9 protein-coding genes are annotated in these 15,074 nt (G+C 31.3%); 1 reads left to right on the forward strand and 8 read right to left on the reverse strand.

Annotated elements, in window-relative coordinates; genetic code table 11:
- Positions 1 to 29: 29 nt before the first annotated feature.
- From ACP7BT_RS02440 to ACP7BT_RS02455, 4 genes are all read right to left on the reverse strand, one after another.
- Positions 30 to 995 (reverse strand): LacI family DNA-binding transcriptional regulator, encoded by a 966-nt coding sequence (locus ACP7BT_RS02440; protein ID WP_069821963.1) that lies wholly within the window; start codon positions 993 to 995, stop codon positions 30 to 32.
- Between the two features lie 510 nt (positions 996 to 1,505).
- Complete coding sequence (mprF, locus tag ACP7BT_RS02445) at positions 1,506 to 4,031, reverse strand: bifunctional lysylphosphatidylglycerol flippase/synthetase MprF (RefSeq protein ID WP_069825866.1); 2,526 nt, start codon at positions 4,029 to 4,031, stop codon at positions 1,506 to 1,508.
- A 271-nt stretch (positions 4,032 to 4,302) separates the two neighbouring features.
- Positions 4,303 to 5,529, reverse strand: coding sequence for an AI-2E family transporter (locus ACP7BT_RS02450; RefSeq protein WP_041080509.1), 1,227 nt, complete (start codon positions 5,527 to 5,529; stop codon positions 4,303 to 4,305).
- A 306-nt stretch (positions 5,530 to 5,835) separates the two neighbouring features.
- On the reverse strand, positions 5,836 to 6,936 hold the full coding sequence (locus tag ACP7BT_RS02455; RefSeq protein WP_041080508.1) for an acyltransferase: 1,101 nt from the start codon (positions 6,934 to 6,936) through the stop codon (positions 5,836 to 5,838).
- A 255-nt stretch (positions 6,937 to 7,191) separates the two neighbouring features.
- Here ACP7BT_RS02455 and ACP7BT_RS02460 point away from each other — a divergent pair, with 255 nt between their 5' ends.
- Positions 7,192 to 7,761 (forward strand): hypothetical protein, encoded by a 570-nt coding sequence (locus ACP7BT_RS02460; RefSeq protein ID WP_002483366.1) that lies wholly within the window; start codon positions 7,192 to 7,194, stop codon positions 7,759 to 7,761.
- 163 nt (positions 7,762 to 7,924) lie between these two features.
- On the opposite strand, the gene glcT is transcribed toward ACP7BT_RS02460, so the two are convergent.
- From glcT to parE, 4 genes are all read right to left on the reverse strand, one after another.
- Positions 7,925 to 8,770, reverse strand: coding sequence for a glucose PTS transporter transcription antiterminator GlcT (glcT, locus tag ACP7BT_RS02465; RefSeq protein ID WP_011303175.1), 846 nt, complete (start codon positions 8,768 to 8,770; stop codon positions 7,925 to 7,927).
- A 199-nt stretch (positions 8,771 to 8,969) separates the two neighbouring features.
- Positions 8,970 to 10,412, reverse strand: a complete 1,443-nt coding sequence (locus tag ACP7BT_RS02470; RefSeq protein ID WP_037538464.1) for an alanine/glycine:cation symporter family protein — start codon at positions 10,410 to 10,412, stop codon at positions 8,970 to 8,972.
- A 248-nt stretch (positions 10,413 to 10,660) separates the two neighbouring features.
- A complete protein-coding gene (gene parC / locus ACP7BT_RS02475) occupies positions 10,661 to 13,063 on the reverse strand; it encodes a DNA topoisomerase IV subunit A (protein WP_041080505.1) in 2,403 nt (800 codons plus the stop codon).
- Positions 13,060 to 15,054 carry a DNA topoisomerase IV subunit B gene (gene parE / locus ACP7BT_RS02480; RefSeq protein ID WP_426303754.1) on the reverse strand — a complete coding sequence of 665 codons (1,995 nt, stop codon included), beginning with the start codon at positions 15,052 to 15,054 and terminating at the stop codon, positions 13,060 to 13,062. Before parE ends, parC begins: the two co-directional genes overlap by 4 nt.
- Between the last annotated feature and the right edge of the window lie 20 nt (positions 15,055 to 15,074).

The following is a 15,074-nucleotide window of genomic DNA, read 5'->3' on the forward strand; positions in this document are numbered from 1 at the left end:
CTTATATGTAACCCGTTACATAATGTCATTTAATTACGTGTACTTCCTCTATGTTTAACTGCAAGTGCCAATTGCTTATGGTTGTTTGTTAAATTATCCGTATTCAAACCTAATAGTTGGGAAACGGCAATTTCACCTAAATGATATGCTGATTGATCTATAGTAGTAATTTGTGGATAGGTCATTTCTGAAAATGGAATATTATCATATCCAATAATTTGTATTTCTGCTGGAACTTTAAAATGATATCTTTGTACAATGCCTAAAACGTTTATCGCTAATAAATCATTACTACAAATAATACTGTCGATGCTAAGTTCCTTAATTAAGTCAATAAATTTTTTATCATTATCTAATAACGTTGCTTCTAACATTTTATAATCGATACGCTGTTGATCTAATATGTACTTAATACCTTGGACGCGTTGATGAAATGCATCGATTAATAAATTTTCATGTACGATTAAAACGTTTTTACCCTTACCTTTTCGTACTACCTCTGCCTGAAGTTGACCACCTTTAAAGTGATTCGTTGAAATCCCATTATGCTCATTATTAATACGATCTATAAAAACAAATGGAATGTGATGATCAGTCAGTGTGTTCTCGATAATATTTTCATTAAATGCTGTAGATATCATGCCTGTACAATTGTGTGATACGAATGTTGCTAAGTAGTCTTGTGCTTTTTTTATATCATTCTCACTATTACCAATAAGTACTTGGTAACCATGTGCTAAAGCAACATCTTCAACGCCACGAGCGATAAGTGTAAAAAAAGGATTACTCATATCCGGCAGTAATAAACCTATTAGTTTAGACTTTCTTTTATATAATGTGCGTGCTGCTTCATTTGGTTGGTAGTTTAATTCGGCAATTGCTTCTTCTATATGAAGTCGTGTTTTTGCCTTAACATAACCATTGTTATTAATTGCCCTTGAGACAGTTGCTACAGAACATCCTGCTAAAGTCGCTACATCTTTAATCGTTGCCATGTTTCACCTCTTTTATGTAACCGTTTTCATGTTAACATAAGATTTTACTATTTAATAGTCTATTTTCATAAACTTGTTATTTAATTATTTTTTCACACTATAATTATAATGCTTAAAATTGTTATTATTGATATAACATAAATAATTAGGATAGCTATTTAGCTACAATAAAAATCATTTCGAATAGATAACATTAGATTCATAGTGTAATAATACCTTTAATATTTAAAAAGAATATATAGAGATAATATGTTAAAAAGAAAAGAAATAATATGGTAATACCTTGTTGAAAGCGTTTTCTATTGGTGGTATATTATGGTTATACCTTAAGTAACAAGGTAATGTTAAATTCATAGTTAGAGTCAAAATGATATTTAGAAATTTTATAGTTAGTTTATTAATGTAATTAATAACTTCTCCAGTAATTAATTACACAAAAACCATTAAGCACTATCAACTCCTAAAAACACCCCACATGCTGAGCACATGTGGGGTGTTTTGTCATTCATATTATTTATGTTTTCTAATGACACGCATTACTTTTATCATACTAAGCCATAAGGAATGACGTTTTCTATAAACAAGAAACCTTGGCTCCCAATTTGGATTAAATTTCTCTTTATATTTTCTCAAACCTTGAAATCTATATAAACCATTAAAATGTTCGAAAACACGACCTGCAATACGTTCTCCATAAAATGAATAAGGTAATTGACCTACATTCGATAACGTAGCCATTCCCATATTAAAATGTTGATAATTTTGTTTTTGTGACCATAACAACATATTTAAATATAAACCATCCATTAATGGCAATGTGCAATCTGGTTTCCAACGTATGAGATCAACAGAAATCGTTCCTTTATAATAAGTTGGCATCAACGTACAAAATGCAATAATAAGTCCATCACTGTCTTTTATAATTGCAATGGGTGCTTTTGATAAGTACGATTCATTGAAACTACCTACTGAAAAATGCATTTCTTTTTTATCGGCGAGCCATTCATCACTAATTGTTTTCAAATCCGTAATTAAAGCTTGCGTAAATGGAGGTTCTATAACTTCAAAAGTATATTTTAAATCATCTAACTTATTTAAAGTTGCCCGTAAACCACGTTTTTTCTTACCAGAAATCGTAAATTCATTCAAATCGATAACCGCTTCTTCACCTAATTTAAAGAATTGATTACCGAAACTGTGATAAAGAGACATATTTCTATCCGTTACTTGATAAAAAATAATATCATAGCCAAGATACTCTGCTTCTTGATAGAAAGACTCTAGTAAACTATAGAAAGATTGGGGATTACCTATAGGATCTCCAAGTACAATGTATGCATTGCGTTGATAACGATACATTATAAAGGCATCTTCATTTTCATTAATAAAAAATTTTTTATCGCCACTATACATAAGATGACTTAAATAATTACCACCGTATTGTTTTACAATAGACGCACATATTTTAGTATCTTCTCGTGTATTAGATATTCTATAACGATATTCAAACCACCAAACAATCAGACCAACAATAACCGCTACCAATAAGATAGTAAACCAGAAATAATATCTCAAAATAGAGGTGTCTATCTCAATGTGATAAATGTCTAATGTATAAAACGTACTCGCAATAACAATATGATTAATATAAAGTACGAGCGCACCCATTATAAAACTTAAGCATAATTTTAAATATCTAAATGGACGTTTTATAACTCGTGCTCTTCTGTAAAAAATGAACAATAAAATTAACATTACAACAAGCCAACTAAGTAATATAAATGAAGCATACGTATAGGCTGTTACAATAAAAATTAATATAATAGAAATAATCGAAAATAAAATGGCACGTTTAGATAAGCGATATACACCTACCACATTTAAAAGTAATAATAAGCATGCACATGTGTGAACCGATACGATAATGTAATAGATATAGTGATTCGGATCATATAGTCCATCGTAGATAATAGTTAGATTATTCAAGAAAAATAATAGACTCGTAAACATTAATAAAATAGCAATTGAAAACGAGGGTGCACGTGCAATAATATCCTTTTGGTAAGATGATAATAATGATGTCATATCTCTCACCGGAACAAGTATTCTTGCATCTTCCCAGTAGCGTTTAGCTGTACCACGAAATTCAAATGTAGATAAAATTAAAGCAACGAGCACAGGAAATAGATAATACGCAAAACGATAAAGTAATAACCCTAAAACTATAGATTCTTCATCTATATTCAAATGCTTAAGCCCAAGTAATACTACTAAATCAAATGTACCAAATCCACCAGGTATAAAACTGATAAGTCCTGATAAAGCTGCAATGATAAATATGCCCATAAATATTGAGATTGGTACATGAACTCCTACTATTGTTAAAGCCATATATAAAACGAGTGCCGCAACAAGCCATTCAACACTTGATACAATCGTACAATAAACACCTAATAACTTTTGATTTTCTTGTACTGGTCGTAAAATCGTAAAAATTACAAACACCGGTAAGAACAAGGCTACAACATACATTAGCCATTTAATCCATGGGTATGGTGTAAATAGATGTGATACATCAAATACATGGATGACTACTAAAATGGATAATAAACTTAACCCTGTTAACATAGAAATCAATACAATAGAAATCGTATGCAGTAACGCTCTTTTATCATCGGTGGCATTTTTGTAAAATAAAAAACGCACGCTTGCGCCAATAAAACCACCAAAACCTACGACAGCATTAAGCGCATTGACAATATACCCAACACGTATCGTTTTTAATAAAGAAATCTTTAAATTTAATGATTTCGCTAATATGACATCATACATCGAAAGTACAATAATGGATGCCCCGCCAATTACAAATAAGGCGACTAACCATACACGATTAATTTTTCCAAACGACTGAATCGTTTCTTTAATATTAATATGCGACAATTCCTTATATAAAGTAAACACTACGATACTAAATAAGGCCACCGCAAACACAACTTTTAAAATAGAAAATAATCTACTTCTCATTTCTTTAGACATGTTTTCACTTCACTTTTTAATAATCTAAGCTCAATAAAAAATATAGCACAATAATAATATATAAGAAATAAAATTTTAATAATAACTTCTAACATAATTGTTAGGCCCGTAAAAATGAAAAATCGTTTCTTTAAACAAGTGAAACTTTACATTTTTAATTCCGTTAGCTATTTCCTAAATGAAAAAGAGTCCGAGACACCTATTTTTGTCCCAGACTCATTTATCAATCTCTTACATGTATGATGAATAATGAAGTATTCAGTTGTAAATTCTAGCGTATTTGTTCATCGTTTGTAATTTCATATTCACCTGCATCATCGCCATAATATTTATTATATCTGCGTTTATACATTGAATATAAATGTGACACTAAAACTTTTAATATAGCGTAGGCTGGAATACCTAAGATGACACCAACAACACCTAAAACATTACCTGCACTCAATAAGATAAAGATAATTGTGAGTGGGTGAATCTTCAGCGTTTTACCCATAATATTAGGCGATATGAAGTGACCTTCTATAAATTGAACTGCAGTCCATACTATGATTAATTTCAAGAGCATAATTGGAGAAGTAATTAAAGCAATAATGATAGCTGGAGAAATTGCAATTGTAGGCCCTAAATATGGTACAACACTCGTCACAGCAGCTATAGATGCTAAAATTAAACTATAATCTAATCCGATAATACTATAACCAATAAATAGTAAAATACCGATACAAAATGAAACAATAATCTGTCCTTGGATATAAGATCCAACTTGTACACTCATTTTGTCTAATAAATCATGATAATCTTTTCTGAATTTTGGTGGCATTAATTTCGTAGAATATTCTTTGAAATGATGGCCATCTTTTAACATAAAGAATAAGACAAATGGTGTTGTGGCAATGACTACCCCTACATTTACAATAGCTTCAGCAAAGTTTTTCACTTTTGAACCGAAACCATTAAAATAATCAGAAACCATTGATGGTACCTTGTTAGCTAAAGCATCTAATTGTTCTTGTATTTGTCCATAAAAGTTAGAAATCAAGGAATTTCTAGTAAGATTATCAATAAATTGATTCACTTTATCTACATAATGCGGAAAATTATTACCGAAACTTTTAAATTGAGTACCAATGACTGGTATCAATAAATTAATTGCTAACGCGATAACCCCAATAATAACTAGGAATAAAATAATAACGCCCCAAAGACGTGATATATTATAGCGTTCCATCAAATTGACTAATGGATTGAATAAATAGTATAGAATGATGGATACAATAATCGGTGCTACAATCGTATTAAATACAATGATAAATGGTTTAAATATATAGGATACTTGATCAAATATAAATATCGCAATACCAATGAGTATCAGCATGATTAAGGCGAATAATAAATCTTTGCCTCCCATAAATTTCATGAAGCGGGTCTCTGGAAAACTAAGTCTCAATTTTTCTTTTTTATTTTTTGTTTCTTGTCTAACATTGTCTTCATTCGACATATATAACTCACCATACCTTAACTTAATTCTTAAAAATTATAATCATATAATCTACCAGATAAAAAATACTGTACAAAATTATATCATAGAATGCTTTAATCGTCTTAATTACTAATCCTCATCATATCACATTATTAACATTTCACATATCTATTTTTATAACATATATGTACCCTAATTCATACGTCTTAATAATTCTAGTTTAAATATATCCCCAATAATATAAAACCATTGTCATACTCTTTTTCGCATAAAAAAGCCTGAAACATTTATCATCAATGCTTCAGACTTTATTTTATAATATGCTCATGAATTATAATTAGGTGTGTTTTTGCTTTGAGTAACTTTCTTTTTGTCTACATCTGTGGTTTGCGTTGCTTTTTTCTTTGGAATTGGAACAATATAGTTACCATAGGGGATTTTACCTATTAGATAAACAATCAATACAGATACTGCTACTGTTAATATAAATACGCCCATAAATTTACTTTGTGGCACGATATCTTCAATTATAGGCAAACGTTTTACGAATTGAATTGCAACGTAATGCACTAAATAAATTCCCATAGAATAATTACCAATTAAGGTTAAGGTTTTTAAAATGGTGTGATTCTTTTTAACATGTTCATATAAATAATTTAGAAACACAATGAAAAATGGAATATAAATCATATTCGACACAGTAATTGAACTTTGTAAATGATCCAAATCAATACTCAATAGGAAATCGATAAATAATATACCTATAATAGTAGATAATATGGCTTTGTGCTTAAAGATGAGGATTCTAATTTCATTGTAAAATTTAGCATATACAATACCTAACATAAAGAATGATATCCAATTCATAATGAATAATTTATCATTCACAAAACGTTCGACACCACCGCCACCTAATGAAACTGGCCCCATTCTAATCCAAATGATATTAGCGATTGTCGCTAATATATACACTATAATAATAGGCCAACCTTTTTTGATTTTCTGTAATAACGGAAATAAAAAGTAAAACTGAATAACAGTCAAAATAAAATACAAGTGGAAATTTGCTTTTCCATACACAAAGTAATTCAATAATTTCCCATCATCTTCAAGATTATGTAAATAAAAGGCTCTATATAATAAGTAAAATACTGTCCAAATGATATAAGGAATAAATATTTTACTAAAACGTGATTTAACAAAATAATCTAAATTAAACCCTTTATTCACTACTGAGATTGTTAATAAAAACGCACTTATTACAGCAAATATAGGCGTTCCTAACCTTGCTATTTGGTTAACGTAACCTAAGCCATCTGATGTAAATGTCCCTCCTGACAAAGCTATACTATTAACTGTATGTATCGCCACAACTAACATAGCGGCAACAGATCTTATTATCGGTACCTCATCATAATACTTCATACACGTACGTCCCCCTAAATTCAAATCAGACAGAACACCAAGTATAAGATGATTCAATATACTTGTAAATAGAATTTACAATCAAATTATAAATCTTAATAATTACATTACACACAATTAACAAACATTAATCATTTTCTTTTAGTTTTACACCAATTAATATATTATTTTTCATTAATCATCTTTATTTATTCATTTTATAATCGTATAATATAATTACACATATAATACACGACTTAAAATAGGAGCATTTCATTGAAAAAGACAATAGTCATTATATTAATTCTTCTAATCGGTTTAGCTGGTTACAGTTATACCAAAAGTTCAAAAAAGCAAATGACAGATCCACTGATATTTGCTAAAGCTGAGATAGGTAGCACATTTTATTCTAAAAATAATGATACTACTTATAAATCAGTTCAAAAATATACAAATAACCATTCATCTAAAACAGGTATAACATCAACAAATAACAAAACTTTTAGAACAGCATTTTCCTATTTACTAATTGAAAATACAAAGACACATGACCTTTATTTAGGATATTTTGGTGACGTTATAAATGAAACACCAGTACCTATAAAATATACTGGTGATGTAAAAATCATATTAGATAAAAAAACAAAATTAAATATGCCAAAATCAACCACTCTAGTAGATGAGTTAGACTCAGGTACTAAGAAACGTGGCTATGCATTCACTAAATTAGATTCACAAAAACAACCAAAACAAATAGAAATTGTACTAAATAAACCTATAAATACATATGACCAACAATATTATGGCAAAAACATTCATATCAGTCTTCACGCCAGCGCTAACTAATAAATAATTAAATTGTTATATCCTATGACGCCTATCATTTATGGATATGATTCACAAATACAAAAAACAAACCAGATGGCAAATATAGCATCTGGTTTGTTTTTATTATACATTCAATTATCAATCCACTTTATATATGACTTTCTGTTTAACTACTATCTTGTTAAGATTTATGGTTTTCCATAAAGTGGTAGACATGTAGCGTTAAATAGATAACCTCTGCCTCATACACTTTTATTTTCAATTCTTGTTGTAAAAGTCGCATGATTTTCAATGCAATATTAAAACATAATGGATATTGTTCTTTGAGTAGTGCTTCAAAAGCATTGGTTTTCTTTAATGATTCACCATTTCGTAATCGTTTAATTAAGAATTGAATATGTCTTATAAAACGTTGATATTGAATAGTATCCTTATCTATCGTTTGTTTCAAATCATTTTCTAAAATAAAAACACTCTTATTAATCAGTTCGTTGATTAAATCCATCTCACGCATGGACAATGATTCAGTATTCGAAGCAATATGTAATGCAATAAAACCAATTTCATCTTCAGGAAAGTGAACCTCCAATACGTGATTTAAACGTTCAATTACTTTTTCAGCTATTTTGTATTCTTTGCTATACAACTGTTTAGTTTCTACAATAAAAGGATTATTAATCAACTGATTTTGCTTCAACCGCTTATAAGCAAAAATAATATGATCGGTTAATGAAATGACTAATTTTTGGTTATCTACCTTCATTTCCGAATTCGTAATAATATTAACTGCTTCTATCACTGCTTGAATTAAAGTATCATTTGCTAGCTCCATTAATGTTTTATAATGGTCTTGCTGTGATTTTTGATCCAATATGTATATTTTTTCTATCGTTTGATTCTCTTGTAAAATCATGCCACTTTTTTTATTAAACCCAATGCCTTTTGCAATTAATACATATTCCGCTTGTGCTTTTGTACAAATAATCACATTATTATTGAGAACCTTAGTTATTAAGAAATCATTCACATCAATCATCCTTATCTTTATCTTACTCAATATTATATAGTGACTAATTATAAAATGAAAGAATTATTCTATTCTAATTAATAAATATGCCTTACGAGTTGATTAAAAAAACAAAAAACGCCTCTAAGATGTCACTTTATCGTGACAATCTTAAAAGACGCTTTAAGCTTTGATATTTATGAACTAATTATCAATTTGATTATTTTTTCATGCCCCAACTTTCAATACCAAATAAATTGATTTCTAATTCTTCTGGTTTGAAAACTGGTTTTTTGCCAGCTTTACGTTGATGTTGGTAATCGTTCATAACAGCAAATGCAATGTTTGAAAGACCTATGATTGCTACTAAGTTGACAATCGCCATCAATCCCATAAATACATCTGCAGTACTCCAAACAGTTTCTGTCTTAATTACTGCACCAACAAACACTAATACGACAACTAAACATCTAAAGATAAATAATATTGTTCTATTTTTTGATAAGAACTCAATATTAGATTGGCCGTAGTAATAATTACCAACTACTGAAGAAAATGCAAAGAGTGTAATGGCAATCGTTAAGAATATACCACCAGCACTACCAAGATGCTCATTTAAAGCTGATTGCGTTACGGCAACACCTTGTGATGCATTTTCACCAAACTCTAAACCGCTATAAAGCAATATCATAATAGCCGTTGCTGTACAAACTAGCATCGTGTCAAAGAATACACCGAGTGCTTGAATTAAACCTTGTTTAACAGGGTGTGGTGGTGCTGCTGTCGCTGCTGCGTTAGGCGCAGAACCCATACCAGCTTCATTAGAAAATAGACCACGTTTTACACCTTGTAGTATGGCAGCACCAACTGCACCACCTGTTACTTGTTCAAATCCAAATGCACTTTTAATAATTGTAGAAATCATTGGAATAATTTGATCATAGTTCATGATAAGAATCACTAGAACTAAACCGATATAAATAATAGCCATAACAGGTACAATAACTGAAGATAAATTGGCGATACTACGTACACCACCAAATATAATGATAGCAGTAAGTACCGCTAAAATAATGCCTGTTATTATAGGATCTACATTATATTGTGTTTTCAATGATTCAGCAATTGTATTAGATTGAACTGTATTAAATACAAAAGCAAAAGTAACCGTAATTAATACAGCAAACACGATACCTAACCATTTTTGATTTAAACCTTTAGTTATGTAATAAGCTGGTCCACCACGGTAACCGCCTTCTTCATCAGGCACTTTGTATACTTGTGCTAAAGTTGCTTCAATAAACGCACTCGCTGCACCTATAAATGCAATAACCCACATCCAAAAGACTGCACCAGGACCACCAAGTACTATAGCTGTAGCAACACCCGCTATATTACCAGTACCAACCCTAGAACCAGCACTTATCGCAAATGCTTGGAATGGAGAAATACCTTTTTTACCGTTATCTAATGTTTCAGGTTTTTCACCAATAGCACGAAACATTTCTGGAATCCATCTTAATTGCACAAATTTAGAGCCGATAGTAAAGAATATACCCGCTGTTATTAAAAGTCCAATTAGATATTGTGACCAGATTAAATCATTCCCGACTTGAACAAAAGCTTTGAACCAATCTGGAATTAAACTATCAAAATCTTTCAATTTAATCCCTCTCATCTATGTAATATTTAATTTCAAATTAGAGCAAGAGATTTATAGACAGTCTTATAAGTAATTGTAACATTTCATTACATGCCACTTATAAAATGATGAAAAAGTACGCCCTAGTCATACGCCTAATACGATACTTTTCACACTGCTATAAACCTCTTTTTTAATAATTTATTGCACCTAACTGGTATTTTATCACCATATAGCTGTATTTACTAATAATTTTTAAAAAATTACCCCTAATTAACTTCTAAGTCAATAATTTCACCAAATTCACTTGTATCTACAATAAAGCTGCCATTTGTATATTGTTCAGACAAATGAATATCTTTAATGGCGCCAGATTCTTGTTGTTTATCAGAATAAATCGTGTAAGTCGTGTGCTCAGGTTGAATTACGTCAGCCGCTACAATACGATGCGGTGATTTTTTCAATTCTTTCAGTAATGTAATTCCACGTTGTGCACGTTTGGCTGTTTGTAGTACTTTGAAACCAATACGTTTTAGTGATCCTCGTTGTGTTGCCATTAAAATTGAGTTGTTTGCACTAATGACCTGTGTTAACACGGCGAAGTCTTCATCTTTTAGATTAATTGATTTAACGCCAGCTGCTCTCAATCCTGTATCAGAGAGTTCATCACTACTATAGGTTAATGACATACCTTTGTTTGTAATAACAGTAATTAATTGAGTAGAGTCTATGCGCATGACATTAATAATTTCGTCATCATCTTTCACTTTCATTGCAACGAGAGGTTTATTGAATCGTGATGTTTTAAACATAGAAACATTACTGCGTTTAATCATTCCATGACGCGTAGCTAAAATATAAAATGCGTCTGGTTTAAAATCACTTTCACAATACGCATCGATGATAAATTCACCTTCATCAAGTGGCACAATTTGAGAAACATGTTGACCTAATTCTTTCCATTTAATTTCAGCTAATTTATGTACTGGAATAAATAGATAACGCCCTTTATTAGTAAAGACCAATGCAGTATCAAGTGTATTGACTTCTTGATGTTTCATAAGTACATCACCGTCTTTTACACCAATTTCATTTACGCCACTGGCATTATAACTACGTAATGAAGTGCGTTTTATATAACCGTGTTTTGTAACACTCATAATAACCGTTTCACTAGGAATCATAACTTCTCTATCAATTTTAATTTCAGAAATCTCTGCTTCTATTGAAGACAAACGCCCTTGTTTAAAACGATTGCGAATTTCTGTTAATTCTTCTTTTATTACATTTAAAAGTGCACTATGATCATCTAAAATATTTTTTAAACGTCCAATTAGTGATTTTAATTCATCGTGCTCTTCTTGTAGTTGCACAATATCTGTGTTCGTTAAACGATATAATTGTAGTGTTACGATCGCTTCGGCCTGTGCCTCTGTAAAATCAAATTCAGCGACTAAGTTGTCTTTAGCATCTTTTTTATTCTTAGAAGCTCTAATTAACTTGATAACTTCATCTAAAATAGATAATGCTTTCATAAGACCTTCAACAATATGCATTCTGCTTTCAGCATGATCTAATTCATAACGTGTACGTTTAGTCACAACATCAATTTGATGATTTAAATAACTATCAATAAATTGACGAATCCCCATTAATACTGGTCTACCTTCACTAATAGCAACCATATTAAAGTTATAAGCAACTTGTAAATCTGTATTTTTGTATAAGTAATTTAATACAGCTTCACTATTTACGTCCTTTTTCAATTCAATGGCAATACGTAATCCAGTACGGTCTGTCTCATCTCTTACCTCAACAATACCATCCACTTTTTTATCAGCACGTAATTCATCCATCTTTTTAACAAGTGAACTCTTATTCACTTCATATGGGACTTCAGTAACAATTAATTGCTTTCTGCCATTTCTTAATTCTTCATCTTCGACTTTTGAACGAACAATAATTTTACCTTTACCAGTTTCATAAGCTTTTTTTATACCATCTATACCTTGTATAATGCCACCTGTTGGGAAATCTGGTCCTTTAACATACTTCATCAACTGAGCTACTGTGATATCAGGATTATCGATAAATTTAAGTGTAGCCTGAATCACCTCACCCAAATTATGTGGTGGAATATCTGTTGCATAACCAGCAGAAATACCCGTACTTCCGTTAATTAATAAATTAGGTAACCTTGCTGGTAATACCATCGGTTCCAAAGTAGTATCATCATAGTTTGGCATGAATGGTACTGTTTCTTTATTAATATCTCTTAAAAGTTCTTCAGAAATACGACTTAACTTAGCTTCTGTATAACGCATTGCTGCAGCCGGGTCATTGTCGATACTACCGTTATTCCCTTGCATTTCTATGAGCACATGACGCAGCTTCCATCCCTGACTGAGTCTTACCATAGCATCATACACAGATGAGTCGCCATGAGGGTGATACTGTCCAATTACGTCACCGACTGTTTTAGCACTTTTACGGAAATTTTTATCATATGTGTTACCACTAGAATACATAGCATACAAAATACGTCTTTGAACAGGTTTGAGCCCATCACGAACGTCTGGCAATGCACGCTCTTGAATGATGTATTTACTATATCTACCAAAACGATCGCCAATAACATCTTCTAGCGATAAATCTTGAATTATTTCACTCAATTGATTTCCTCCTCATTAGGATGTTCCTGTTCTAAAATTTGGATTTCATTATTGTCTAATATACTTTGTTCTTCTTGTAATCCAAATTCAACATGGTTTTCTATCCATTCACGTCTAGGCGCAACTTTGTCACCCATTAATGTTGTTACACGTTTAGAAGAACGTAATTCATCTTCAACTTGAACTCTGATGAGTGTTCTTGTATCTGGGTTCATTGTCGTTTCCCATAATTGATCAGCGTTCATTTCACCTAAACCTTTATAACGTTGTAATGAGAAACCTTTGCCTAATTTTTTTTGTAATTTTTCTAATTCTTCATCAGTCCATGCGTATTCGATTTTTCTTGAGGGGCCTTTCCCTTTTTCTAATTTATAGAGGGGGGGTAAGGCAATAAATACCCTTCCAGCTTCTACAAGTGATTTCATATATTTAAAGAAAAATGTTAATAACAGTACTTGTATATGTGCACCATCCGTATCCGCATCAGTCATAATAATTATTCTGTTATAATTACTATCTTCAATTTTAAATTCATTTCCAACACCAGCACCAATAGTATGAATAATCGTATTAATTTCTTCATTTTTAAATATGTCATCTAGACGTGCTTTTTCTGTGTTAATGACTTTACCTCTTAAAGGCAGAATAGCCTGGTATTTACGATCTCTACCTAATTTTGCTGAACCACCTGCTGAGTCACCCTCAACAAGATAAAGTTCTTTCTTCTCAGTATTTTTACTTTGAGCTGGCGTTAATTTACCTGAAAGTAAAGTATCTTTACGTTTATTTTTCTTACCGGAACGTGCATCTTCACGAGCTTTACGCGCAGCTTCTCTAACTTGTTGTGCTTTCAGCGCTTTTTTAACAAGTGATTTTGATAACTGACCTTTTTCTTCTAAATAATATGGAAGTTTGTCTGCTACTACAGAATCCACTGCACTTCTAGCTTCTGGTGTACCCAATTTAGACTTTGTTTGTCCTTCAAATTGAAGTAACTCTTCCGGAATACGGATGGAAATAATAGCTGTTAACCCTTCTCTAATATCATTTCCATCTAAATTTTTATCTTTTTCTTTTAGTTCATTAATACGGCGTGCATAATCATTAAATACACGTGTCATTGCAGATTTGAAGCCAACTTCATGTGTACCCCCGTCTTTTGTACGCACATTATTAACGAAGCTCAAAATACCTTCTGAATATTGATCATTGTATTGGAATGCAACTTCAACTTCGATATTATTAGCTTCCCCAGAAAAGTCGGCTACATCATGTAAAACTTCTTTTCCTTCATTAACATAAGCAACGAATTCTTTAATACCATCTTCATAGTGAAAAACATCTTCACGTTCTTTTCCAGCTCTTAAGTCTTTCAATGTTATTTTAAGACGCTTAAGTAAAAAAGCTGACTCCTGAAGTCGCTCACTTAAAACATCATAATTAAAAGATGTTGCTGATTTAAATATCTCTGGATCTGGTTTAAATGTCACCTTAGTTCCAGTCTTTTTAGTCTTCCCGTGTTTAACCAAACCAGTTGTTGGTTTACCACCTTGTGCAAAACTTTGAGTATAGATATTGCCATCTCTGTATATTTCTACTTCTAACCATTCACTTAATGCATTAACAACGGATGCACCAACACCATGTAATCCACCTGATGTTTTATATCCGCCTTGTCCAAATTTTCCACCAGCATGAAGTATTGTGAAAATGACTTGTACTGTAGGTTTTCCAGATGTATGTATACCTGTTGGCATCCCACGACCATTATCTTCAATTGTAATGCTTTCATCTTTATTAATTGTAACTTGGATTTCGCTACCAAAACCATTTAATACTTCATCGACGGAATTATCGACAACTTCATATACTAGATGATGTAATCCACGTTTATCGGTAGAACCAATATACATCCCAGGTCTTTTTCTTACGGCCTCTAATCCCTCAAGTACCTGAATGGAATCATCCGAATAATTATTTTTCTTATTCATTGCCAATCGTTTCGCCCTCC

The organism is Staphylococcus sp. Y174-1 (assembly GCF_049897865.1).
GTDB classification, from domain to species: domain Bacteria; phylum Bacillota; class Bacilli; order Staphylococcales; family Staphylococcaceae; genus Staphylococcus; species Staphylococcus saprophyticus.

Bases quoted from the DNA above. Each gene is read 5' to 3' on its own strand.
- ACP7BT_RS02440 (WP_069821963.1), bottom strand. From the start codon at position 995: ATGGCAACGATTAAAGATGTAGCGACTTTAGCAGGATGTTCTGTAGCA.
- mprF (WP_069825866.1), bottom strand. From the start codon at position 4,031: ATGTCTAAAGAAATGAGAAGTAGATTATTTTCTATTTTAAAAGTTGTG.
- ACP7BT_RS02450 (WP_041080509.1), bottom strand. From the start codon at position 5,529: ATGTCGAATGAAGACAATGTTAGACAAGAAACAAAAAATAAAAAAGAA.
- ACP7BT_RS02455 (WP_041080508.1), bottom strand. From the start codon at position 6,936: ATGAAGTATTATGATGAGGTACCGATAATAAGATCTGTTGCCGCTATG.
- parE (WP_426303754.1), bottom strand. From the start codon at position 15,054: ATGAATAAGAAAAATAATTATTCGGATGATTCCATTCAGGTACTTGAG.